Raw genomic sequence first — 23,382 nt, 5'->3', positions numbered from 1 at the left:
CGGGACCAACCCGGCAAAACCCCTCCGCCGTCGAGTCGCCGGGGCGCGAAACAGTCGCCGGCCAGAATCAGGAGGACGGAACGGCGCCGGGCGTTGGCTGCGGTGGTGCTGCGATCTCCTCGGTGACGGATTGCCACCATTCGCCCAGTCGGACGTCGGGACCCAGCAGCTGTGCCAAGTCCCGGATCCCTTGCTCCGCCCGGTCGAACGCGAGTGGGCCGTGGGCGTTGAGGCAGGCATTGAGGAATCCGCCGGCAACCACGCGAGCCGCCACGTCGGGCCGGATGCTGAACAGCCCGGTCTTGACCTCCGCCGCGGCGGACCGTGCGATGTAGCAAGCCCTCATGAGGTCGGACATCCCCAGCTCCCGTTGGAACGCTGGGTTGGCGAGTTGCTCCATGTTGGCGAGGACCTTGCCGGCGACGGCCATGCGTTCCATGGAGCTGGTCGAGGTGCTCAGCGGCCAGTTCTTGGTGGCGACTCTTCTGATCATCTGGTCGGTGCGCACGACTCCGACGAGCGCGTCGCCTGCGTTCGCCTGGTCGTCGATGAGCGATGACTCGTACATGACCTGCAAGCTGCGGCCGAGATAGGCAGGCCACCCCAGGACGGGGATGCCGAGCAGGGCGTCAATCGTCCGCGAAGGCCTCGGACTCAGCCCGGAACAATCGACCACGTAAGTCTCGGCGCGGCACGCGCAGCACTGCCACACCACCTGCGGCTCGTGTCGCGGACAGGTGTACCGCGCCGCGTCCCACTGGCCGCGCATCGTCTTGGCCATGGCGTGCTCGAGCAGGGCGACGTTGTCGGGGGCGAACGCGGAGTCCAACTGCACTCCGAGATTGCCCGTGACCCCGCCGTCGGTCAGCCACGCCTTCACCGTGACCGTGCTGGCTGATTCCCACAGGTAGGGCCGGTCCGCGATCGGGGAGTCCCGTTTGGCCGGAGTCGGCCGGATGCGTACCCGTGGCGGCGGAGCCACTGGCGGAAGCGCGGCGGTCGCCCGTAGCACCGTGATGAACCTGATGTCCCGGCCGTCCAGGTAACCCCGTCGCAGGGAGCACACCTGCGGCTGGATCGGGTTCGTCACGAAGAAGACAGATCCGTGGTCACTCAGGTCGGTGGCCGCGAAAACATGCTCCACGGTCCAGTCGGTCCCGCCCAGGTCGTCGAGCCGTGCCGTGCCGACCATCCCGCGAAACAGCAGGTGGAGCCAGAAGCGGACGAAGAACGACAACAGGATCGCGAACACGGACAAGGCGATGATGATCACCGCTGCCGGCGGGAGTCCGGTAGCCAGCCAGGTGGCACCGACCAGTATGACGAGGAACGGCGCCACAGCGATGGCAAGGGTCTGCAGGGTCCTCCGCCGGGAGGTCAGGCGGTTGAACAGGTCGACCAAACCCGGAGCCACCTCGGCCTCCGCGGGCCGGTGAAGGGCCAGGTGCGCGTTGACGATGCCCCCGCCGCTCACCGACACGATTCTCCGCACAGCCTGCCATCGGCCTTCGTGCCACAAGAACAGGAAGACGCCGATGGCGCCGAGCGCCGCCCGGTACCCGCCTCCGGACAGGTACACGTCAACACGCTCGGGTGATTCGGATTCGGCGTGCCAAGGGTTCGCACTCATGGCTGATCCCTCCCCCGGGCCAATTGCCCCTTTGGAGATGGGTCGGCAGGCGACGTGGCCGCGTTACCCGCCTTTCACGCCCGCGGGGACGGCGGAGTGCGGCTGCGCGGCGGTGAAGATGAGCAGCGGGCCGAACAGCAGGACCATGAAGGAGAACAAGTGTCAGCAGGGTCGCGCCGACCGCGATGAAGATGGCGCGCATGACGAAGGCCGGCACGATCCTCAAGGTCAGCACCTTGTGCTGGTGCTCCTCCGGCACGGTGAACGTCGTCATGATGATCACGGAGACGAACAGGTTGTCGACCTACAGGCTCTTCTCCACGATGTAGCCGGCGAAATACTGGCCGCCGAACTCACCGCCGTATGCGATCCCGAACCACACTCCGAACGCCGGCGCGGCCGCGATGTAGAACACCGACCACGCGACCGCCTCACGAACCCCCACCCGGTGCGGGCGGGGGACGGCGGCGAGCAGGTCGACAGCGGTGATCAGCCCGACGGTGAGGATCCAGGTGAGTACGCCGATGTCGAGCAAAGGCCTCCTGTCGATTCCGCTACCGCGCTATGTCATCGGGATGGGTGTGTCTCTTCGGCGATCACGGCGGATTTGTAGTGCGATGAGGTGGTGAACCCTCTTCGAAGGTTGATCGACAAGGTGGATGAGCGGCTCGGTGATGGTGTGGAGCACCTGTTGTGCGCCCATCACCAGCGGCGGCTGCGTGGGCTGGGCTGGTCGGAGGTGTTCAACCCGGGCTCACGGGGCCGGTTCAGCGAGCGGGCGCCGGTGCGCTCGGGCAACCGGATCGAGGTGCTGATCGACGGCCAGGACGCCCTCGCCGGGATCCAGGACGCGATCGAGCAGGCGGGCTCGCACGTGCACATCGCGAACTGGCACGCCAGCCCCGAGTTCCGGCTGACCCGATCCCCCGGCGCCCACACCCTTCGCGAACTGCTCACCGCAACGGCGCAGCGGGTGGACGTGCGGATGCTGCTCTGGGCCGGGCCCCCGGTGCCCCTGTTCCAACCGACCCGCACCATCGTGCGCGACGCACACGAGCAGTTCACCCGAGGCTCAACCGTGCGGTGCGTGCTCGACTCCCGTGAGCGGACCATGCACTGCCACCACGAGAAAATCGTCATCATCGACGACGAGACCGCCTTCGTCGGCGGCCTGGACTTCACCGCCCTGCAAGGCGACCGACACGACAGCAACGCCCACCCCGCCGACCGCCCCATCGGCTGGCACGACCTGGTCATACGGGTCCAAGGACCAGTCGTGGCCGACGTCGCCGAACACTTCCGACGACGATGGACCGAAGTCGCGGGGGAAAACCTGCCCGCACCGCGGGTCAGCGCCCCGGCCGGGAACAGCACCGCGCAGATGCTGCGCACCATCCCCGACAAAACCTACGACTTCATCCCGCAAGGCGACTTCACCGTCCTCGACGGCTACCTGCGGGCCCTACGCTCCGCACACAACCTGATATATCTGGAGAACCAGTTCCTCTGGTCACCGGAAATCGCCGACGTCCTCATCGACAAACTGCGCGACCCACCACACGACGACTTCCGCATCGTGCTCCTGCTCCCCCGCAAACCCAGCAACGGCGCCGACACCACCCGCGGGCAACTCGGCAGACTCCTCGACGCCGACGACGGCAACCACCGCCTCCTCGCCACCACCATCACCGCCCACCACGGCGAGCAGTCCGCACCGGTCTACGTCCACGCGAAACTCGCCATCATCGACGATGAGTGGATGACCATCGGATCCGCCAACCTCAACGAGCACTCACTGTTCAACGACACCGAAGTCAACATCGCCACCGACGACACCAAACTCATCAAGGACACCCGGCTGCGCCTATGGTCCGAACACCTACAACGCCCACCACACGACCTTGCCGGTGACCCCACCCACGTGATCGACCACATCTGGCGCCCCACAGCCCGCGAACAAGCCGACCGAGAAACACAAGGCCTACCACGAACCCACCGCCTCACACTGCTCCCCGGCGTGTCCCGCCGATCCGGCAGACTGCAAGGCCCACTGCGCGGCCTGTTGGTGGACGGGTGAGTGAAGTGCTCACGGCCGAACTCCTCGGACTCATCCCGCCAATGGTGCGACGTTGGTCCGGTCCGCGCCGAGTCGGACGTAGAGCCGCGCCCAGGCCCGGTCGGTCTCGGTGGCGGGCGCGGCGTCGCAGAAGGGTTTCTTGCCGTTGGCCGTGTAGTACTTGAGCAGCGCGAGGCTGTCCTCGGTGCGCCGGAGGGCGTCGTCGGTGTAGCGGGGGCCGGGAGCGGCGGGTTGGTGCTTCATGCAGGTGAGTTGGACTTGGCCCTCGTCGTCGAATCTCGGGCCGGGGTCCGGGGGCGACGAGCAGGCCGACAAGGCCAACAGGAGGGCGATCAGGGGCTTGCGCATGGTTCGTCCTATCCGAGTCCGGCCGCCGCGCGCACGGCCAGGCCGATGCCGACGATCAGTACGAGGGTGGCGGTGAGCACGGGAATCAGGGCGGTGAACCGCGAAGCCCGGTGGCGCAGCCGTTCCAAGCTTTGTAGGCGGTCGCGCATCCGGACGAGCAGGACGCCGACGAGGGTCAGGGTGCCCGCCATCCCGAGGCCGTAGCCGAGCACGAGCAGCACGCCGAACCAGGTGCGGCCGAGGGCGACCGCGCCGAGGAGCACGACAAGAGCCGACGGGCTGGGCACCAGCCCACCCGCGACCCCCATGCCGATCAAACCGGCCCGCCCGACTCCGTGGCCATGCCCATGACCGTGCCCATGGCCGTGCTCATGACCGTGACCGTGCTTGAGCCCCTGGCCGTGGCCGACTTCGTGGCCGTGGCCGTGCCCGTGACCGTGCTTGAGCCCCTGGCCGTGGCCGTGCTCGGGCCCCTGGCTGTGGCCGACTTCGTGGCCGTGGCCGTGGCCGTGGCTGTCGCCTTCTGGTTGGCCTGGCATACCGGCAGTTCCCGCGGGGACCGACGCACCGACCAACGCGGGCACCGCCACTGGCTGGGTGACCGCCGCCCGACTGTGCCGCAGAGCCGAGCGCAACAGCGCCGCGCCGATCCCGGCGACCAACAGACCGCTGATCACGCCGAGCACGGCGAGCACGCCCTCCCCCGCGACCGCGCTGGACGCGCTGATCACCAGTCCCAGGACGAGCACCCCGGCGGTGTGCGTGATGGTGACCGTCGCGCCGACCAGCACCGCGTCGCGCGTGGTTCCCTGCCGTCCGGCGAGGTAGGCGGCGATCACCGTCTTCCCATGCCCGGGCAGCGCCGCGTGCGAAGCGCCGAGGACCAGCGAGAGCAGCACGGCAAGCAGGCCCACCAGCGGCGTGAGTTCCTTGGTTCCCACGACATCGGTGAACCAGCCGGTCATACCCGCCATCGCCGAGCCGAACCACCCGGAGCCTGCCACCACTCCCGTCACGCCCGGACCACCCGCACCGGGTTGCACCCGCAGTGTCGCCGCGCGCACGTCCAGCGGGTCGGCGAGCAGGTCGTCCGGGTAGGCCCGCAACTCGTCGCTCACGGTCGTGGCAGGCACCGGGGGATCAAGCAGCGCAACACCTTCGCCGCGCGCGGTCAGCTCGTGCCAGCCGACGCGGTCGTCACGGAACGTGTCACGGAAGTCCAGTGTGGCCCGCCCGCGCAGGTCGGCGGCGGCGCTGAGCTCGCACGTCAGCCTGGTCGTGGCCAGTCCCGCCTCGCCGGGCGGGAACTCCAACGACGCCCGGGGCGCTCCCCAGGAGACCGCGGCCCCGTCCACCGAGAGCGCGATGCTGTCCCGCACCGCGGCGCACTGTTCGCCCGCGTAGCCCTCGGAGATCTCGGGGCGTTCCTGCACGGTCGGGATCTCGGCCAGGTCGACCACGGCGCGCAGGTCGATCCGGTCGGGATACAGCGTCAGCCCGTTGTAGTGGTTGACCGTGAAGTTGCCCAGCGGGTGCGCGGCCGCGGTTCCCGGCGCGGCGACGAGGACGCCGAGACCGACGGCGATGGCCATCGCGAGGCGTTTCACTTCGCCGCCCGGATGGTCTCGAGGGTCTGCCGTGCGGTCGCGGCGTCGGCGAAGTGCGGGTTGGTCGCGAGCGCCTGTTCCAGTGCCGTCGCGGCCTCGGTCGGGCGGCCCAGGCTGTGCAGGATCATCCCGCGGTGGAAGGCGAGGCCCGCGTTGCGCCAGCCCAGCGCGCCCGCCCGGTCGGCGAAAGTCAGGGCCTCGGCGTCGCGGCCGTTGAGGTGCAGGGCCCACGCCATCGCGTCGGCGACGAGGACCGGTTGCCGCCTGCCCCATTCGGCTTGCGCCAGCCGCAGCGCGGTGGCCGGGTCGCCGCGGTCCGCGGCGATCACGGAGCCGTCGAGGTCGTCGGTGGCGCCCGCCGCCTCGGCGAGCTCGCGCTGCGTGTCGAGGACGGTGAACTGGGTGGCGGCTTCCTCATGCCGGCCCACGGCGGCCAGCAGCAGGGCGTAGTCGTGGAGGTGTTCGGGCAGCGGCGCGCGGGTGACCACGTCGCGGTAGTCGGCGAGCGCGTCGTCGGTCTGACCGCGGGCGGCGGCGACCTTCGCCCGGCCACGCAGCGACGAGACGTCGCGCGGGTCGGCTCGGAGTCCGTCCGCGTAGTGCCGGGCGGCGCCGTCGAGGTCGCCGGTGTCGAAGGCCAACTCGCCGAGCAGGTAGTCGCAGAACACGCCGCACCCGGCGGCTTGGGCGCGCTCGAGAGCCGCGCGGGCCTCGTCGACGCGGCCGTGGAGTTCGAGGTCGTAGGCGGCGCGGGTGAACGCGGGAACGCCGGGCTTGAGGTCGAGCATCCGCTGGACGGCGTCGGTGGCGGCGTCGGCGGCGCCGAGTTGGGTGTAGGCGTCGGCCAGCACGCCGTAGACCTCGGCGGTGTCCGGCGCGACGGCTTTCGCCTGCTCGCCCCAGCCGCGGGCGGCGGCGAAGTCGTGGCGGGCGTTGGCCAGCGCGCCCATGCCGACCAGCGCGTCCGCGTTGCCCTCCGGACGCAGCTTCAGCGACTTCTCCAGGGCGCCCTGCGCTTTGGGGTAGTAGTTCGGGTCGGCACGCACCCGGGCCTGCTCGACGTAGGCGATGCCGAGCTGGGCCCAGGTGGCGGAGTCGTCAGGAAGGCGCCGCAGCTTGGCCTGGGCGGCGTCGACGGTGCGGTCGAGCGCGGACTGGCTCGGCGCCGACGCGGTGGGCACTCCGGGGCGGGAGAACAGGGTCGAGGCGCTCGCGGCGAGCACCGCGACCCCGGCGACGATCACCGCCACGGCGACGATCCGCCTGCGTCGGGGGGTGGCAGACATGCGGGATACCTCCGAGGGAACGCGGGACCCCGGGCGCACGCGGGCGTGCGCCCGGGGTGTCTCGACTAGGCGAACGCGGGCACGGACTCGGGGCGGCGCCGGTACAGCGCGACGCCCGAGCCGATGAGCACGGCCGCGAGCAGGCCGCCCAGCAGGGGCTGGATCGGCAGGTTCGACCAGAACGGCGGCGGCACCATGGAGGAGCCACCGGACGAGGTCTGGTTCACCGAGGTGTTGCCCGGCAAGGCGACATACGGGAACGAGGTGCCGAACGGCTTGTCGTTCGCGTTGACCTTGTCGCCCGCCGCGAGCGCCGGGACGATCCCGGACACCGCTGCGCCCTCCATCGCCTGCACGGCGATGTCGACGACGTCGTCGGTGAGCCTGCGGCCGTTCGGGAAGCCCTGGAAGTCGCCCGCGAGCACACCTAGGCGGTCAGGGTTGGCCGCCGGTGCGATCGCCACGTTGAGCCGGAGCTGCTCGGACGGGACGAACTTGTTCGGGTCGACGTCGGCGTTGTTCAACTGGGAGTTGAGGTCGGCCTGGATCGGCCCGCCCGCCTTCGTGGTGATCCCGGTCAGGAAGATCTCCACCAAGTCGTTGCGCGGGGTGGGCGGTGCGGGAATCCCGTAGATCGCCTCGATGAGCTGGGGCAGCTCAGGGTGGGTGACCTTCTCCACGAGGGCCGGGGTCTTGGCGTCGCGGTCCGGGGTCAGCGAGTTGAACTTGTCCTTGAGCCCGGCGGGCACGACGACCTCGTTGACCAGTGGGTTGCCCAGTCGGGAGACCTGGACGTAGGGGCCGATCGCCTTCGCCTCGCCGGGCTTGAGCAGCATCGACCTGCGCTCGGTGTCGCTCCAGACGCCGATGACCGGGTTGCGGCCCGCGTCGCCCTTGAGCACCACGGCCGACTTGGGGACCTGCAGCGCGATGGTGTTCACGCTGAAGCCCGCCAGGGTGTCCTGCCCGACCTCGGACAGGTTGCCGCCGTAGAGCAGGTCGAAGACCCGCAGGTCGAGGAAGAACGAGTCGTCGGCCTGCCCGACGTAGCTCTTGCCCCCGCCCGGCACGTCCACGGTCGCCTGATCCCGCAGCGTGCCGTAGTTCGGCATGGAGGCGGCGCCGGTGTTGGACGGCGCGACCTTGCCGTTCTTGATCAGGGTCTTGCCGCGGCCGTACTTGTCGATGACCTCCAGCGTGTAGGTCTGGCGGAACAACAGGTTCTCGTCGTCGAGCGAGGTGACGGGCCCGTTGTTGTAGAGGAACGTGGACGTGCCGCGCCGGTCGTCGGTGCGGAAGGTCCACCGGTAGGTCAGGTCGGCTTTGGCGTCGCCGTCGTTGTCGATGTTGATGTCGTGGCGGGCGTCGGTCGCCCACGGGTAGAAGTTCGGACCGCCGTTGGGCTCCTGGAACGGGTACCAGTTGGCGATCAGGGTGACGGTGTCCGGGTTGTCCGGGCTGACGAAGGCGTAGACGTCGGTGTTGTCCGCCGGCGGATCAGCCGCGATCAGCGGGGCCTCCCGGTGACTCGACGCGACGGCCGGACCGGGCGCGAGCCCGACCAGGGCGCCGGTGAGCACCGTGCTGCCCGCCGCGATCAACGCGACACCCACCCGTCGTCGACGACGGGCGGTGGGGGGTGCTGACATGCTTCATCCCTTCTTCGAATTGCGTCCCGCTTCGCGCGCCGCGCGAACGGGACCAATGCAATTCGGAGCCGAGCGTGATCGAGTTCACTACCCGATGGAATGAATCGCTATTGCCTTATGGTCGCAATAGTCAGTCGCCTGATTGGCGCCGATAACCAGATCGAGGGTGGTGAGAACATTCGACGGCTTGTCGATCTCCTCCGGCAGGCGAACGGTGGCAGAGGAGGAGGCAGACGTCGTCGGGGTTGTCCTTGGTGTCCAAGGCAAGGCTCAACAGCTCGGCGGCGATCGCGTCGGTGGCGCCGTTGGGGAGGTTCGGCCATCGGTCCTCAAGCATGGCCAGGCCGGTGTCGAGGTGCCACTGCCTGCGCTCGATGAGGCCGTCGGTGTAGAGCAGCAGCGTCGCCTCGGGGTCGAGTCGGGTGGTGTGCTCGGGTATCCGCGCGGCCATGGGCACGCCGAGCATGAGCCCGCGCTCGGGTGGTTCCAGCCGGGTCACCCCGCCCGCGGCGTCGCGGATCATCGGGGGCATGTGTCCTGCGTTGGCCCAGCGCAGGACACCGGTTTCCGGGTCGAGTTCGGCGAGTACGGCGGTGGCGAACAGGGTGGTGTGTTCCTGGCGAAGGAGTTCGTGGACCAGCGTCAGCGCCGCGGCGGGCCCGTGTCCCTCCATTGTGTACGCGCGCAACACGTTGCGCAGCCGTCCCATGAGGACGGCCGCGTCGAGGCCGTGGCCGGTGACGTCGCCGACGGTCAGGATCAAGGTGCCGCGCGGGGTGCGGAACGAGTCGTACCAGTCGCCGCCGACGTTGCGGCCTTGCGAGGCGGGGCGGTAGACGGCGGCGAGATCGATTCCGGGGACCTGGGCCAGTTCCGGCAGCATTTCCTGCTGCAGGGTCTGGGCGAGGTCGCGTTCCCGCTCGTATTCGTAGGCGTTGCGCAGGGCGGTCGCGGCGCGGGTGGCGATATGGCCCGCGAGGTCGCGTTCGGCTTCGTCGAACGCCCCGGCACGGCGGGTGAGCTGCATGACGCCGACGGGTTGGGTGCCGACCCGCATCGCCATCAGGGTGTGGCCGCCGTCGTGGTGGTCACGGCCTCGCTCGTAGGCGCGTCGCACGGCACGGTCGGGTGCGGCGGACTTCGCGCCGACCTGCGTGAGGGTGCCGGTGGCGGCGTCGGGCAGCCAGATGGCGACGTCGTCGGCGACATCGTGTTCGCGCAACAGGTCAGTCAGCCGCGCCACGAGGTGTCCGGTGTCGAGGAAGCTGCTCAGGCTGCGGTTGATCTCGTCGAGCAGCGCCATCTGTCGCTGCCGGGTCTCCAACTGGGCGTGCAGCGCGAGCAGTCCGCTGTTGGTCTGCTCCAGCTCGATCTGGTGCAGGCGCAGGGCTTCGTTTTTCTCGGCGAGGACTTCGACCAGGGCGGTCAGCAGGCCTTCACCGCCTGCCGAGACGGGCAGCCGCGAGACGATCTCGTCGGCCAGCTCCGCGGGCCCGCCGAGTCGCTCGACCAGCAGGGACACGGCTCTGCGCGGGTCGGGAACGATCACCTGATCGCGCTCGTCGACCTCGGTCATGGCTGTCCCCCGTTCACCACGAGAACGCACGCGTCGTCCCGGCGCCGGCTCGCCTGCCACAGCGGCCAGGCCGCGCAGATCGTGGTGTCATGCGCGCGCAGACCGGGCCAGGCGCGCAGCGACCAGCGGGAATGCACGCCGTCGGTATGCGTCAGCAGCGTGCTGCCGGGCACACCGCCCAGGCCGCCGACGGTGGAGTAACCGTCGCGCATGCCGTCCGCCCCGGCCACGATGCCAGGACCCGCGTCCACCGCGACAACCTCGAACCCGCGAACGCCGTTCTCGACCATCACGACTCCTTCCCGCGCGTGCCGCAGCAGATTGCCTGCGAGTTCGGTGGTCGCCAACGCGACCTTGGCGACCGTGTCATCGGACAGGCCCGCGGTCCGGGCACAGTGCGTCGCCGGCACGCGCGCCTGGCCGACGTGGCCGGACTCGCGCACGTGCACGTCGCGGCGGATCACCGGATCCCCCGACCCGGGCCGGAGCTGATCGTGACCGTGGTTCCGGCGCCGGGCACCGATTCGACGCTGAACGCCTCGACCAGCCTGCGGGCGCCGCCCAGACCCAGACCGCGGCCGTCGCCGGTGGTGAACCCGTCGGTCAGCGCTCGGTCGAGGTCGGCGATACCGGGCCCGCTGTCGGCGAACACGATCCGCACGATCGGCTTGCCGTTCTCGGTGGCGGTCGAGATCACCGCTTCGCCCCCACCGCCGTACACCCAGGTGTTGCGGGCCAGTTCGCTGGCGGCGGTGACCAGCTTGGTCTGATCGATCAGGGAGAACCCGTGCGCCACAGCGTGTTCACGGACCCGGTGGCGGACCCGGACGATGTCGGCCTCGACCCGGATCGGCACCGCGGTGCGCCCGGCGAGCCTGTTCACAAGCATCTCGCGGTCGAATCGGCTCGCTCCCGGGCGAGCAGGTCAAGCGCCGAGCGCAGGTCGCGAGCGATGCGCAGACCGGGCAAGGTCAGTCCCATCTCCACCAGGGTCACCGCGACCGCGGGCTGGATGCCCGCCACCACAGTGCGCGCCGCCAGGACCGCGGTCGTGGCCGCGATCTTGTGCAGGATCCGGGCGAGGAAGGAGTCCACGATCCGCACCGCGGACAAGTCGATCACGATGCCGCGCACTCCCCCGGCCGCCACCCGGCAAGCGAGGTCCTGCTCCAGATGCGGGGCGATCTCGTCGCGCAAGTCGACCTGAATGCCGACGACCAGCACATCGCCGACCGGCAGAATGGGGATCGCGCCACCCTTGTGCATCTACTCCTGCTTCCCGCTCGTGACTAACAGGCCGACCCGGCTCAGCGCGTCGGCCTGCTCGCGGAAGAAGTCCACCGCGATCCGGCGGTCGGTCTGGTCGAAGGCCATGAGCGGGCTCCCGAGTGGCTGCGTGTTTGACGAGCGACAACATTTGCCGCATGACAAACATAGGCCTGTTCCGACTCGATCTCAACCCGTCTCGCCGAGGCGCACCCGTCCGCTAGGGGGTCGGCGTGGGCTCCGCGGACTCCTGACCAGGGGTGATGGCGGTATCGCGCCGGGCGATTTCGTGAAACTCACGCAAACCCGTGAGTAGCTCCGCCCGTCCCGACGGAGTCATTTCCTCGAGAACCTCGCGCAGCCTGCCGCGCCGGACCTGGCGCACGTCTTCGACCAGCGCCCGCCCGGCGGAGGTCAGCTCGAGACGGACTTCGCGGCGGTTCCTGCCCGCGCCGCGGACCAGCAGCCCGGCGGCCTCCAGCCGGTCGCAGAGCCTGCTCGCCGACGACGGGATGGCGCCAAGTTCCTCGGCCAATTCGGTCAAGCGGGTGTTCCCGCGGCGCTCGAGGATCAGCAGCACGGTCAGCTGCGGCGGCGACACCCTGGGGTAGACCAGTGCCGCGCTGTCATTCCACAGCGCGGCAAGCGATTCGGCGGCCAAGTCGACGTCAGCGGCCAAATCGGGGTGACTATGTTCCCGGGGTTGCTGCAGCGCGATACTCCCTCAGGCATCCTTCTGGCACTCTTAACCGGCACGTCGGTGGCTTGGGGACCACTCGCCCACTCACCTGGATGAATTTGTGACCGGAGGATCGGTGGATCTCAACTCCCGGCTCGTCGAGGCCGAGCGCGCCATCCTCGATGCCGCCCCACTCCAACTCACCGAGGCCCTGCGAGGCGCCCTCACCGCCTATCACGCCATCGATTTCGAACTGTGGCTCGCAGACTACCGGGCGACGGTCCTCGAACCAGTGGTCAACGACGAGGCCAAGGCGATCCAGCTGCTGGGGACCCCGCAGGGCGACGCCTTCGTCAACCAGCGGCTGGTGCACCGACAGCAGGACGGGGACACGCTGTACTGCGCGCCCACCAGCGTCCACGGGGAACGCAAAGGCGTCCTCGCGGTGATCCTGCCGGGGGCGCCGGAGACCGACATCGCCGACGAGATCACCGAACTCGGCACCGCGGTCGCGCGTGCGATCGCCCTCGCCGAGCGGGTCACCGACGAGTACAACCTCGCCCGAAGATCCAGACGGCTCACCCTCGCCGCGGAGATCCAGTGGCAGCTGCTCCCCGGATGCACCGTGACCTGCGACGACTTCACGCTCGCCGGGCAGCTGGAACCGGCCTACGCGGTCCGCGGCGACAACTTCGACTGGACCACCGACCCGACGCACATCACCGTCGCGGTCACCAACGGCATGGGCGAGGGCGTGACCGCGGCCTTGCTCACCAGCCTGGCCATCAACGCGCTGCGCAACGCCCGCCGCGCCGGACTCGGCCTGGCCGACCAAGCGGTGCTGGCCGACCAGGCGGTCTGGGCGCAGTTCGGCGGCGAGCAGCACGTCTCCACCCTGCTCATGCGGATCGACCGGTCCAACGGCGAGGTCGAGGTGGTCAACGCCGGATCGCCATCGCTCTGGCTCATGGACGGCGTCGACGCCGCGCGCGTCGACCTGGAGCACCAGCTCCCGCTCGGCATGTTCGACAGCAGCGTCTACACCGAGCAGAAATTCACCATCGAGCCCGGCTCGCGGCTGTTCATCCTCAGCGACGGCGTCAGCGAGGCCATGCACGAGCACACCCGCTACGGCGACGCGGCACTCAAGCGGATCTTCACCGCCATCGAAGGCTTCTCCACCGCCGAGGCGGTGCGGACGCTGCTGGCCGACGTGATCGTCTTCCGCGGCGACCGCGAACTCGAGGACGACGCCGTCGCCGTGTGCGTTGACTGGACAGGCCCCGCCTGAAACCCCGGGCTGTTCATTCGACAACGGGCCGCTCCGGGGGATCACGCCGCTCCATCCCCGGCTGCGGCGGCACCGGCGCGTGCGCGTTGGCGGGCGCGTGGGCCGGGATCTGCAGCCGTCCCGGCCGCGGATCGGCCGTCTCCGGGCCGGCGACGAAGTCCGCGAATGCCCGCAGGTCGCCCCGGATCCGCTGATCCAGCAGGCCCAGCCAGTCCGTCGTCTTCTCCACTGCCCCGGCCGGCTCGAACCGCACGGACACGGTCACCCGGGTGCGGTCCTCACCCAACGGGTGAAACAGCACGGTGCCCGAGTTCTTCGGCCCGTCGGTGGCGGCCCAGGAGATCTGCGTGTCGGGCACCTGCTCGACCGTCTCGGCGTGGAAGGTGCGGGTGGTCCCGCCGACGTTCACCGTCCAGCTGCTGTGAGTCGCGTCGTCCCTGGTCACCTCGCGCACACCCCGGCAGAACCGGGGAAAGGCGTCGAAGTCCGCCCACTGCGCGTAGACCTCCGAAACCGGTGCCTCGACCTCGACCACGTACTCCAGCGCTTCCACCGGGCTCCTCCCCGTCCAAGGTATGAACGATCTTCTCCCCAGGGAGGTACCCGAATTCGCGTGGACCACACCCGAAGCCGTTTACCCGGATGTCACGGCGGGTACAAGGTGGACCATGGCCACCGCGCTGGATGTGTCCTACAGACCCCACGGCGATCGACTGGATGTGTCCCACAGACCCCACGGCGTTCGAGTGAGCGAAGGAGGTCGCACGAAGCCCATGACCACTTCCCAGTGCTTGGCACATCCGGCCCTGTTCTACCGCGGTGACGACGAATACCTCGACGGCACGGTGCCGTTTGTCCGCACCGCCCAGGCCGCGGGCGAACCGGTCGCCGTCGCCGTGCCGGGAACCAACCTTCGGCTCCTGCGCGGGGCCTTGGGCGCCGACGCGGCCTCGGTGCGGATGTTGGACATGACCCAGGCGGGCCGCAACCCCGGACGCATTATCGCCACCGTCCTGCGCGCCTTCGCCGACAACAACCCTGACCGCCCGGTGCGGATCATCGCCGAAGCGATCTGGGCCGGGCGCTCCGACCTCGAATACCCCGCCTGCGCCCAGCACGAGGCACTGACCAACCTCGCGTTCACCGGCCGGGACGCGACCATCCTGTGCCCGTACAGCACCGACCAGCTGTCGTCCGCGGTGCTCACCGACGCCGAGGCCACCCACCCCGTCCTCATCGACGCCGACGGCACCCGCGACAGCGCGGCCTACAACCCACACAAGATCATCGACACCTACAACCAACGGCTGCCCCCGCTCGCCCAACCCGCGGAGCTCCTCGTCACCGACCGCGACCTGAGCGGCGCCCGACGCCTGGTGCGTGAGCACGCCCAGCGCGTCGGACTCGACGCGGACCGGGTCCCGGACGTCGAACTGGTGCTGACCGAACTGGTCACCAACAGCCTCCTGCACGGCGGCGGCGCCGCCCGGATCCGGCTCGGCACCGCGGGCGGGCACTTCGTCTGCGAGGTCCACGACCGCGGCAGGCTCACCGACCCACTCGCGGGCAGGCGGCCCGCCGCGCCGACCCAGATCGGCGGACGGGGGCTGCTGATGGTCCACCACGTAAGCGACCTCGTCCGCACCCACACCGACATCGCGTCGACCACCGTGCGGGCCCACTTCCAGCTCGCCGGATGACGTGGCACCCGTTGATCCCAAGGCGCACCGGTCACGCGGTGAAACGGTGGGTGTTCGCCGTTTCGGCCCATCCCGCCGAGCCTGATGGCAGACGCAAATCCGGGATCGCGGGGCCGGTCAGTCGTTGCGGGATTTGCCGAACTCCTCGATCAGCACGGGATACTGCTCCCCTCCGTGTCCGGCGGCGATCGAACGGTCGGCCATCGCCTTGAACAACTTCGGCAGTTCGGCGTTGACACCGAGCGCCTCGCTCTCCTCGATCAGGTGTGCCATCGCCCGCGCGTCGGTCTCCAGGGCCGACACCTCGGCCGGGAAGGAGCCGCTGTCGATCTGCGTGGCGTACCCGGGTAGCCATTCGGCCACGACGCGAGCGATCTGCTGCGCGAACGGCGCATACGCCGCGGCGTCGACACCGGCCGTCCTGAGCAGGGCAGTGCCCTGGAGCCAGGCATTCAGAACGCTCCACATCATGGCCAGACCCGCCACGTCGTACAGGGACGCCAGCCCGTGGTCCGCCCCAAGGTGGGTGACGGTGCCGAGCGCCGCGAGGGTTGACTCGTGTGCCTCAAAGTCCGACCGCGGCCCGCTGTGCAGAATCATCGCCTCGGCGGTCCCGATCGCCGGTGGGACGGCCATGATGGCGCCGTCCAGATAGTGGGCGCCGCGCTGATCGGCCCAGTGGGCGGCTTTCCGGGCTTGGGCCGAGTCGCCCGAGGTCAGGTTGACCAACATCGTCCCGTCGAGATCGATATCGGTCGCGTCGAGCAGCTCGTACACGGCCTGGTAGTCGGTGACGCAGATGATCGCCAGGGAACCCGCCTTGAGCGCGTCACCGACCGTTGGGGCCAGCAGTGCGCCCTCAGCTACCAGCTGGTCGGCCTTGGCGGCCGTACGGTTCCACACGGTTGTGGGATGTCCGGCTTTCAGGAATGCGCCCGCGAGTGCCTGGCCCATCAGTCCGAGGCCGATGACTGCCACGGGTGCGGTGGTTTCGTTGTTCATGGCACCATCGTCAACGTTGATACCGGTGTGAAGGTCAAGCGAGGTTTCGATGTTGATCGGGGAACTGCGGCGTCGGACGGGCGTCAACACCCACCAGTTGCGCTACTACGAGGCCCAGGGCCTGCTGGAAGCAGACCGCGGCGCGAACGGTTACCGTGAGTACGGCGAGAGCGCCGTGCTGCGGGTGAAGCAGATCCGGCACCTACTTGGTGCCGGTCTGTCCTCCGAGGACATCGCGTACCTGTTGCCCTGCGCGGTCGGAGAAGCCCCGCAGCTGCAGGGGTGTCCCGAGTTGCTGGCCGCGATGCGGTCACGGCTGCAACGACTGGACGAGCAGATGGCCAGGCTCGCGCAATCCCGCCACGCGCTCGCCGACTACATTGATGCAGCCGAGCGAATGAGCAGCGAAAGCTATCCCCTCTTTGACGGTGCTGAGCCGGAGCCCGTCCCCGCCTGAGCAGCCGGGGTTGCGGCTACGGTCAGGGCGCAGGCGGCCGGCGGCAACGCCGTCCAGGTTGGCCGGAACGCGCGCCCAAGAAACGTCCGGCGAACCAGCAGTTTCCCCTGTTTTCGTGAGGCTCGCGGAGTGCGCTCAATCGCGGCGCTTATTCGGGGTGGTTGGCGGTCGGGCCGCCGGGGCCGAACGGGGTCGTCACGGAACGGTAGTTCAGGTGGATCACCATGCCGCCGGTGGCGTGCGCGAAGTTGTGACAATGCGCCATCCAGATCCCAGGATTGTCGGCGTGCAGCGCGACCTCCCAAACCTCCCCCGGCAGCACATCGAACGAATCGAGCCACAATGGACTACCGGACGCCGGTATCCCGTTACGGGACAAGACGAGCACGTGATGCCCGTGCGGGTGCATCGGGTGCGGTTCAGCCCCTCGGTTGACCACGGTCAGCTTCACGAGGTCGCCCTCGGCCACCTCGATCGGCCGGACATTCGGATACACCGCACCGTCCACTGTGTACACCGTCGCCGGCACGCCTGCGCGGAACCGCACCAGCCGATCCAGCACCAATGTCCGATCGACATCCGCCGCCGCGGCCCGTGTCCGCGCCACCGTGCTGGTCCCGCCGACGGTCGAGGTGCCGTAGCTCAGCAGGTCCAGATCGTCAGCGGCGAAGTCAGGTGCTCCGCCCGCGGCGACGCCCGGCGGCGATAGGGACATCCGCGCTCGGGGCGCGCCTTCCACAGCGACCGTGACCGGTCCCGCGGGCATCGTCAGCGCCACGTCGACGCGTCCACCCGCCGGGAGCCGGATCGGTTGCCCGGTCACCGGAGTCGGGCCCGCCACGTCCCGTCCGTCCACCGCGACCACCCGGTACGCGCTGCCCGCCACCACAAACCGGTTCGGAACGTCGTCGGTGTTGACCAGCCGAAGCCGCACGGCGCTCCCTGCCGGGGCCGTGGTCTGGGCGGGTTGGTCACTTTCGCCCAGCAGCACCGACTTCCCGACTGTGTGCACCGGAAGAACCAGGTCCATCTCCGCGGACGCGTCCCGCGGGACGACGATCAGCGATCCATACAGGCCGCGTGGGACGGTGACCGATGACCGCTGATGGCTGTGATACCAATAGGTTCCCACGTCGTCAGCTCGCAGCCGGTAGGTGAACGACGACCCGGGAGGCACCGCGTCCTGGGTCACTCCCGCCACCCCGTCCTCGCCGTTGGGCACGTCGTAGCCGTGCCAATGCAGTGTCACCCCTTCGGCGACATCCCTGTTGCGCAATGAAATCTCGATTAGATCGCCCTGGGTCACCCTGATCTCCGGGCCGGGCAGTGACCCGAACGTCAGGCCGTCGACGACCGCACCCGATGGCAGCGTCACGGACTGCCGCCGCGCGACCAGCTCGAATCGGCGGACCGGGCCCGCGCCAGGCGGGGTACGCAATTGCGCCACCGAGACTTGGTGCGCGGCAACGGGTCCCGACGCGCCGTGGGTATGTGTGTGCCCGCCGTTCGGCGACTCACTGGCAAAAGAACCGCTGAACGCGAGCAGTGTGGGCGACAGCAACGACACCGCGCCCAGCACCGCCAACGCGGGCAGCGGGCGCCGGGGACGCTCGGTGGCGACCAGGACGGCGATCGCGGCAACCACGGCTACCACCACCGCCCACGACGCCCGGTCCACCCAGCCGACCGGGTACCCGACCACCAGGGCCACCGCGACACCGGCGACTCCCGCCGCGACCGCTGTCACCGACGCCGGGACCGCCTGCCGGAACCGTTGCCCGTCAAGCGGTTCGCGGGCGAAGAGGGCGGGAGCGATGACCAAGGCCGCCCACAGGGCGGGCAGCGTGACCAGGGGCAGTGCCAGGGTCAGCTTCTCCTGGGCGAACGCCCACGACCGCCCGGCCAGCACCAGCGCCACGGCGACCCGCCCGGCGACCACCAGCAGACCGACCGCGAGCAGTGCCCCCACCCCGACCCGGCCGCCGCCACGACTCCTGGTCCTGCCGACTGCCACCGAAACAGCGGCCCAGACCAGCGGAGTCAGCAGGGCCAGGAGCAGGTCGACGGCGAGCAGACGGGCGGTCACCGCGCTCGCGTCTTCGGCAGCAGCGGGTAGTGGCCGCGGGCGAACTGGCGGCCCTTGTGCACCAGCATCATGGTCAGCGCCAGCACGAGCACACCGTTCACCGGATGCAGGCCCAGTATCAGCGACCCGGCGACGTTGGTCTTTTCCGGTGTCGAGCCGGTCAGCAGCCCGGTGAGGATGAACAGCACGGTCTGGAAGGCGATCCCCGCGAGCGGGAGGAACGCGAACCCAATCAGCCGTTTCGGTGCCTTCGCCACCACGGCGGCCACGCCGGCGAGAATGGCGAGCAGCGGCAGCACGATCCGGCCGTTCATGGCGTGCGGCCCCCATTCGGTGCGGTCCACAGTGGTCGGTGCGGTGAACACCGCGTACCCGGCGAAGAACAGCTGCGCGACCACGTCCACCGCGAGCACGGTGGCCAGGATGACGAAAACCTTCGCGGCACCGGCATTTCGCGGCTTCGCCGTCGCGGTGGCGGTGTCCGTCTGGGTCTGCGTTTGGCTGGTCATGAATTCTCCTTGGGATTGCGGTCAGACGTTGACACCGCGCTTGGTTGTTCGTGCCGCGATGACGGATCCGCGCACCGACAGGCTCAGGCGCCGCCGCCAGGCGAGGATCGCGATGGCGAGCAGGGCCGCGGCCCAGGCGAGGGAGTGCAGTACCGGCGGCAGGATCGAACCGCCGCCGGTGGCGCGGACGAGCAGTTCCTGCGGCCCGTACAACGGGATGTAGGCGCCTGCGGCCGACGTGGGCGGGATGCCCATCTGAATCCCGGTGAACATGATCACGAGCAGGATTCCCTCCATCTCGCGCGGCAGCAGCGCGGCGATGGCAAGGCCCGCCGTCACCGACACCACCGCGGCCGTGCCGATCGACGCGGCCAGCGCCCAGGGATGCCTAGGCGCCCACATCGCCAGCATCAACACCAGGAACCCGCCGCCGATGACCGCCGCGACGACAGCGAGCAGGAGCAGCCTGCCCAGGATCAGCTGGGTCGGGCGCCAGCCTGCGAGGACCAGGCGCGGGTCGATCGGCCTGCCCGCGACCATGCAGAAGAACGCGGCACCGCACACCGCGAACCCCATGCCGATCGCCCCGGAGACGGCGGACCACAACTGGTCGTCGACCTCCTCGGCGCCCGCCGAGGTCAGGTAGAACGTCAGCGGCATCCCCGTCAGCAGCGCGAGCGCGAGCCTGCGTCGCAGCAGTTCGCGGCCTTGCAGTCGCATCAGGACGATCGCGTTCACCGCGCTGCTCCTTCCCGCACTCGCACCGGAAGATCCACAATGGAATCCACAGTGGCCTGGTCGGCGAGCAGGTGAGTCACCACCAGCACGCCGCGGCCCTCCTGCCGCCATCGGCCCACGTGCTCCCAGAAGTCGACATAGCTGCCGTGGTCGAATCCCTGATACGGCTCGTCCAGCAGTAACAATTGCGGCGATCCGAGCAAGGCGATCGTCAGATTGAGCTTCTGCCGCTGCCCGCCGGACAGCTCCTTCGCCACCGTTCGGCTGCCTACCGGGAAGCCGAACTCCGCGAGCAGCTCCCGGCCTTGGGGCCGCGCGCCGAACAGGTCGAGATGGTCGTCGGCGGTGAGGTGGTCGAACAAACCCGGGTCCTGCGGGCAGTACCCGATGGCCCCGTTCACCTCGACCGCACCGGAATCGGCCGCCAGCAGCCCGGCGCAGATCCGCAGGAGAGTCGTTTTGCCGCAACCGTTCTCCCCCACGACAGCGACCACTTCGCCGGGGCTCACGGTGACGCGGGCGTCCGCGAGAACTTCTCGACGGCGGAAGGACTTGCCGATGCCTTCCGCCCGCAGGATGGGTGTGGTCATGCGAGGACGCTACGAGCGGACCCGGCCTACCCGGAACGCGGAGAACACCGCCCGCGGGTGGCGGTTTTCCCCGGTTCGGTGGTGGGGTTCGCCCTCTGGACAGGCGGCGGCCACCAGCGGACGATCGTGGACGTGACGGTCAGGCGGGCGGCGTGGAACAGGGCGTTCGTCGTCCTGGGCGGGATCGCGCTGCCGGTCCTGGCCGCGATTCTGATCTGGGCGCCCGAGGCGGTCGGCGGCAAGGTCACCGGTTCGGTGGCCTGGATCGTCCTGGGCATCCTGCCGATCTTCCTGGTCGGCGCCTACGTCGCGCACCGCAGCCCGGAACACCCCCAGGCGCTGCGGCTGGTGCTGGCCGGTTCGTCGCTGGCCGTTGGCGAGGTGATGGCCTACACGCTGACGCTGGGCATCGCCGACCCGCTGCCATGGTGGTGGGTGCCGCTGGACGTGCTGGCCCAGTGGGTCGGCATGGTGACGGTGGCGGCGATCGGCGCGATGATGGCCCTGTATCCACACGGGACCGGCGAGCAGCCGTGGCACGGCAGGACCGTCCGGGCGATGTGGTGGACCGCCGCGCTGCTCCCGATCCTCCTGCTGCTCACCAACGACCGGATCGTCGTCTCCGCCTGGCTGTCCGCCGACGAGATCAAGCCCGTCAACCCGCTCGCGCCCGCGTGGCTGTCGTGGGCAGGCGGACCACTTGAGGCGCTGTTCCAATCCAGCGTGCTCGTGCTGGTCGGCCTGGTGGTGCTTGCGGCCCGCTACGTCCGGGCGGGCCACGACCTGCGCAGGCAGATGCGGCTGCTGGCCTTCGCCATGGCCATCGCGGTAATCGGCTTGTTCGTCGACATCGCGTTCCAGATAGCGGGCGTGGAGTCGCCCTCGATCATCATGGTCTGGTACATGCTCGCGTCGTTGATGATTCCGGCGAGCGTCATGATCGGGATCGTGCAGTTCCGGTTGTTCGACATCGACCTCGTGGTCCGGCGCTCGGTGGTCTACGCCCTGCTCTCCCTGGGCATCGCCGCCGTGTATGTCGTTCTCGCGGTCGCCCCAGGGCTGGCGTTCGGCAGGCGGGTCCCAGTCGAGCTCGCTGTGCTGCTCACCATCGCCGCGGCCCTGCTCTTCCAGCCCGTCCGGAAATGGCTCGACGCGAAGGCGGACCGGTGGGTCTTCGGCGAGCGGGTCAACCGCTATCGCCTGCTCACCGATTTCGGCGCGGACCTCGACCGCGGCGTGCACCTGGACGATCTCCTGCCGACACTGGCGAGCGCCGTCGCGCGCGGACTGGATGCCGCCTGGGTGCGGGTCCGCCTGCGGGGCGACGACCGCTGGCTCACCGACCCGGTTGGCCTCGCGGGCGATCCATCCGGCCCCGCGGAACTCGTGCAGATGCTCGACCGGGCCGGTGAGACCGTCGGCCGCATCGAATGCGGGCCCGCTCCCGAGCCCTACACCGACGCCGACCGGGAACTGCTGGCCACGCTGGCGGGCCAGGCCGCCACCGCGATCTCCAACGCCCGGCTGACCGCGCAGTCGGCGGACCGGCTCGTCGAGTTGGGACGATCCCGGGCACGCATCGTCAGCGCGCAGGACGCCGAGCGCAGGCGTATCGAGCGCGACATCCACGACGGTGTGCAACAGGATGTGGTCGCCCTGATCTTGAAGATGGGACTCGCGCGCAGCCAGGTGGCCCGCGCGGAGACCGCGCCCGCCGCGGCGTTCGACGAGTTGCAGGCGGACGCGCGAGAACTGCTGGGCGACCTGCGGGAGCTGTCCCAGGGCATCCGGCCCGCCGTGCTCTCCGACCGGGGACTGGTCGCCGCGGTCGAGGCGCGGGTCGCGAAACTCCCGCTGGCGGTCCACCTTCGAGCCGACCGGGAGTTGCGGTCGCGGCGCTACGGGGCCGACATCGAAGCGGCCGCGTTCTTCCTGGTGTGCGAGGCGGTGACCAACGCGGCCAAGCACTCGGCGGCCAATTCCGTGCGGGTGGAACTGTCCGAGAACGACCACACGCTGACCGTGAGCGTGCACGACGACGGTGCCGGGTTCGCACCGGTGGACGGAGCGGGTATGGGACTGGTCAATCTGCGCGACCGCGTGGAAGCGCTTGGCGGGACCCTCGCCGTGACCGGGCGGGCGGGCGCCGGGACCGATGTCCTGGCCCGTCTCCCCCTCCCCGGGGCGGCGTCGTGACGGCGTTGCGAGTGGTCATCGCCGAGGACCACTACCTGGTGCGCGAGGGCACCCGACGGCTGCTGGCGGACTCCGGTGAGGTCGAGGTGCTGGCCGCGGTCAGTGACTCGGCGGAGTTGCTGGCCGCTGTGCGCGAGCACGGCCCCGACGCGGTGCTGACCGATATCCGGATGCCGCCCGGGCACCACATGGAGGGCATAGCGGCCGCCCACGAGATCCGTCGCACAGATCCCCGCGTCGGAGTGGTGGTGCTGTCGCAGCACGCGGACGCGAGTTATGCGATGGACCTGTTGCGGTACGGCACCAGCGGCCTGGCCTACCTGCTCAAGGACCGGCTCGGCGACATCGACCAGTTGCTGACCGCGCTGCGCACGGTGTGCGCGGGCGGGTCGGTGATCGACCCGATGGTGGTGGACTCACTCGTCGCCCTGCGGGCCAGGGACACCGGTTCCGCGCTGGCCGCACTGTCCCCTCGGGAACTGGACGTGCTGCGGGAGATGGCCCAGGGCAAGACGAACGCGGGCATCGAACAGGCCCTGTTCCTGTCCGCGTCCACTGTGGAGAAGCACGTGAATGCCATCTTCGGCAAACTCGGCCTGGCCGAGGAGCCGCTGGTCAACCGGCGGGTGACAGCCGTGCTCACCTACTTGCAGAACTGCTGAGCAAAGACACGTGCGCGGAGCGGTCCGGGAGAG

The 23,382-nt window shown here is 69.6% G+C and carries 25 protein-coding genes; 7 read left to right on the top strand and 18 right to left on the bottom strand.

Annotation, left to right across the window (positions count from 1 at the left end):
- Positions 1–67: 67 nt before the first annotated feature.
- A complete protein-coding gene (locus ACUZ2Y_RS00770; protein ID WP_476325880.1) occupies positions 68–1,630 on the bottom strand; it encodes a patatin-like phospholipase family protein in 1,563 nt (520 codons plus the stop codon).
- On the bottom strand, positions 1,581–1,889 hold the full coding sequence (locus tag ACUZ2Y_RS00765; RefSeq protein ID WP_476331492.1) for a hypothetical protein: 309 nt from the start codon (positions 1,887–1,889) through the stop codon (positions 1,581–1,583). Before ACUZ2Y_RS00765 ends, ACUZ2Y_RS00770 begins: the two co-directional genes overlap by 50 nt.
- On the opposite strand from ACUZ2Y_RS00765, the gene ACUZ2Y_RS00760 reads away from it, so the two are divergent.
- Entirely contained in the window at positions 1,831–1,959 is a 129-nt protein-coding gene (locus ACUZ2Y_RS00760; protein WP_476332160.1) for a hypothetical protein, read from the top strand. The two genes, ACUZ2Y_RS00765 and ACUZ2Y_RS00760, sit on opposite strands and share 59 nt — an antisense overlap.
- On the opposite strand, the gene ACUZ2Y_RS00755 is transcribed toward ACUZ2Y_RS00760, so the two are convergent.
- Positions 1,935–2,165, bottom strand: a complete 231-nt coding sequence (locus tag ACUZ2Y_RS00755; RefSeq protein WP_476325878.1) for a hypothetical protein — start codon at positions 2,163–2,165, stop codon at positions 1,935–1,937. The two genes, ACUZ2Y_RS00760 and ACUZ2Y_RS00755, sit on opposite strands and share 25 nt — an antisense overlap.
- Before the next feature lie 108 nt (positions 2,166–2,273).
- Here ACUZ2Y_RS00755 and ACUZ2Y_RS00750 point away from each other — a divergent pair, with 108 nt between their 5' ends.
- On the top strand, positions 2,274–3,707 hold the full coding sequence (locus tag ACUZ2Y_RS00750) for a phospholipase D-like domain-containing protein (protein WP_476325876.1): 1,434 nt from the start codon (positions 2,274–2,276) through the stop codon (positions 3,705–3,707).
- A 30-nt stretch (positions 3,708–3,737) separates the two neighbouring features.
- Here the strand turns inward: ACUZ2Y_RS00750 and ACUZ2Y_RS00745 are convergent, their stop codons facing one another.
- The 9 genes from ACUZ2Y_RS00745 to ACUZ2Y_RS00705 form a co-directional block, all read right to left on the bottom strand.
- A complete protein-coding gene (locus ACUZ2Y_RS00745) occupies positions 3,738–4,055 on the bottom strand; it encodes a hypothetical protein (protein ID WP_476325874.1) in 318 nt (105 codons plus the stop codon).
- An 8-nt stretch (positions 4,056–4,063) separates the two neighbouring features.
- Positions 4,064–5,662, bottom strand: coding sequence for a High-affinity nickel-transporter (locus ACUZ2Y_RS00740; RefSeq protein WP_476325873.1), 1,599 nt, complete (start codon positions 5,660–5,662; stop codon positions 4,064–4,066).
- Complete coding sequence (locus tag ACUZ2Y_RS00735) at positions 5,659–6,948, bottom strand: tetratricopeptide repeat protein (RefSeq protein ID WP_476325871.1); 1,290 nt, start codon at positions 6,946–6,948, stop codon at positions 5,659–5,661. The genes ACUZ2Y_RS00740 and ACUZ2Y_RS00735 overlap by 4 nt, the downstream gene beginning before the upstream one ends.
- A 65-nt stretch (positions 6,949–7,013) precedes the next feature.
- Entirely contained in the window at positions 7,014–8,597 is a 1,584-nt protein-coding gene (locus tag ACUZ2Y_RS00730; protein ID WP_476325869.1) for a DUF4331 domain-containing protein, read from the bottom strand.
- 130 nt (positions 8,598–8,727) lie between these two features.
- Positions 8,728–10,173, bottom strand: a complete 1,446-nt coding sequence (locus ACUZ2Y_RS00725; RefSeq protein WP_476325867.1) for a PP2C family protein-serine/threonine phosphatase — start codon at positions 10,171–10,173, stop codon at positions 8,728–8,730.
- Complete coding sequence (locus ACUZ2Y_RS00720; RefSeq protein WP_476325865.1) at positions 10,170–10,637, bottom strand: ATP-binding protein; 468 nt, start codon at positions 10,635–10,637, stop codon at positions 10,170–10,172. Before ACUZ2Y_RS00720 ends, ACUZ2Y_RS00725 begins: the two co-directional genes overlap by 4 nt.
- Positions 10,634–11,062 carry an ATP-binding protein gene (locus tag ACUZ2Y_RS00715; protein WP_476325863.1) on the bottom strand — a complete coding sequence of 143 codons (429 nt, stop codon included), beginning with the start codon at positions 11,060–11,062 and terminating at the stop codon, positions 10,634–10,636. The genes ACUZ2Y_RS00720 and ACUZ2Y_RS00715 overlap by 4 nt, the downstream gene beginning before the upstream one ends.
- A complete protein-coding gene (locus ACUZ2Y_RS00710) occupies positions 11,053–11,439 on the bottom strand; it encodes an STAS domain-containing protein (protein WP_476325861.1) in 387 nt (128 codons plus the stop codon). The genes ACUZ2Y_RS00715 and ACUZ2Y_RS00710 overlap by 10 nt, the downstream gene beginning before the upstream one ends.
- Positions 11,440–11,659: 220 nt before the next feature.
- Positions 11,660–12,118 (bottom strand): MarR family winged helix-turn-helix transcriptional regulator, encoded by a 459-nt coding sequence (locus ACUZ2Y_RS00705; protein ID WP_476325859.1) that lies wholly within the window; start codon positions 12,116–12,118, stop codon positions 11,660–11,662.
- A 136-nt stretch (positions 12,119–12,254) separates the two neighbouring features.
- On the opposite strand from ACUZ2Y_RS00705, the gene ACUZ2Y_RS00700 reads away from it, so the two are divergent.
- On the top strand, positions 12,255–13,409 hold the full coding sequence (locus ACUZ2Y_RS00700) for a PP2C family protein-serine/threonine phosphatase (protein ID WP_476325858.1): 1,155 nt from the start codon (positions 12,255–12,257) through the stop codon (positions 13,407–13,409).
- 13 nt (positions 13,410–13,422) lie between these two features.
- On the opposite strand, the gene ACUZ2Y_RS00695 is transcribed toward ACUZ2Y_RS00700, so the two are convergent.
- A complete protein-coding gene (locus ACUZ2Y_RS00695) occupies positions 13,423–13,962 on the bottom strand; it encodes an SRPBCC family protein (protein ID WP_476325856.1) in 540 nt (179 codons plus the stop codon).
- A gap of 220 nt (positions 13,963–14,182) precedes the next feature.
- On the opposite strand from ACUZ2Y_RS00695, the gene ACUZ2Y_RS00690 reads away from it, so the two are divergent.
- The gene (locus ACUZ2Y_RS00690) at positions 14,183–15,109 is read left to right on the top strand and encodes an anti-sigma factor RsbA family regulatory protein (RefSeq protein ID WP_476325854.1); all 927 of its coding nucleotides are present in this window, start codon (positions 14,183–14,185) and stop codon (positions 15,107–15,109) included.
- A gap of 117 nt (positions 15,110–15,226) precedes the next feature.
- Here the strand turns inward: ACUZ2Y_RS00690 and ACUZ2Y_RS00685 are convergent, their stop codons facing one another.
- Complete coding sequence (locus ACUZ2Y_RS00685) at positions 15,227–16,111, bottom strand: NAD(P)-dependent oxidoreductase (protein WP_476331489.1); 885 nt, start codon at positions 16,109–16,111, stop codon at positions 15,227–15,229.
- 49 nt (positions 16,112–16,160) lie between these two features.
- On the opposite strand from ACUZ2Y_RS00685, the gene ACUZ2Y_RS00680 reads away from it, so the two are divergent.
- Positions 16,161–16,568: a MerR family transcriptional regulator gene (locus ACUZ2Y_RS00680; protein ID WP_476325852.1), complete on the top strand. Its 408-nt coding sequence runs from the start codon at positions 16,161–16,163 to the stop codon at positions 16,566–16,568.
- A gap of 148 nt (positions 16,569–16,716) precedes the next feature.
- On the opposite strand, the gene ACUZ2Y_RS00675 is transcribed toward ACUZ2Y_RS00680, so the two are convergent.
- Genes ACUZ2Y_RS00675 through ACUZ2Y_RS00660 form a run of 4 tightly spaced genes read right to left on the bottom strand, consistent with a single transcriptional unit; the run spans position 16,717 to position 20,491 of the window.
- Positions 16,717–18,654 (bottom strand): multicopper oxidase family protein, encoded by a 1,938-nt coding sequence (locus tag ACUZ2Y_RS00675; RefSeq protein WP_476325850.1) that lies wholly within the window; start codon positions 18,652–18,654, stop codon positions 16,717–16,719.
- Positions 18,651–19,163, bottom strand: a complete 513-nt coding sequence (locus ACUZ2Y_RS00670) for a DUF6220 domain-containing protein (protein WP_476325848.1) — start codon at positions 19,161–19,163, stop codon at positions 18,651–18,653. The genes ACUZ2Y_RS00675 and ACUZ2Y_RS00670 overlap by 4 nt, the downstream gene beginning before the upstream one ends.
- 21 nt (positions 19,164–19,184) lie before the next feature.
- A complete protein-coding gene (locus tag ACUZ2Y_RS00665) occupies positions 19,185–19,901 on the bottom strand; it encodes a hypothetical protein (protein ID WP_476325846.1) in 717 nt (238 codons plus the stop codon).
- A complete protein-coding gene (locus tag ACUZ2Y_RS00660; RefSeq protein ID WP_476325844.1) occupies positions 19,898–20,491 on the bottom strand; it encodes an ATP-binding cassette domain-containing protein in 594 nt (197 codons plus the stop codon). The genes ACUZ2Y_RS00665 and ACUZ2Y_RS00660 overlap by 4 nt, the downstream gene beginning before the upstream one ends.
- A gap of 57 nt (positions 20,492–20,548) precedes the next feature.
- Between ACUZ2Y_RS00660 and ACUZ2Y_RS00655 the strand changes: the two genes are divergently transcribed.
- Positions 20,549–22,687: a sensor histidine kinase gene (locus ACUZ2Y_RS00655; protein WP_476325842.1), complete on the top strand. Its 2,139-nt coding sequence runs from the start codon at positions 20,549–20,551 to the stop codon at positions 22,685–22,687.
- Complete coding sequence (locus ACUZ2Y_RS00650) at positions 22,684–23,349, top strand: response regulator (RefSeq protein WP_476325840.1); 666 nt, start codon at positions 22,684–22,686, stop codon at positions 23,347–23,349. Before ACUZ2Y_RS00655 ends, ACUZ2Y_RS00650 begins: the two co-directional genes overlap by 4 nt.
- Positions 23,350–23,382 lie beyond the last annotated feature (33 nt).

It is taken from the genome of Actinokineospora sp. UV203 (assembly GCF_056323665.1).
The sequence above is the reverse complement of the archived record's forward strand: the minus strand, read 5'-3'. Positions and strand labels throughout refer to the sequence as shown.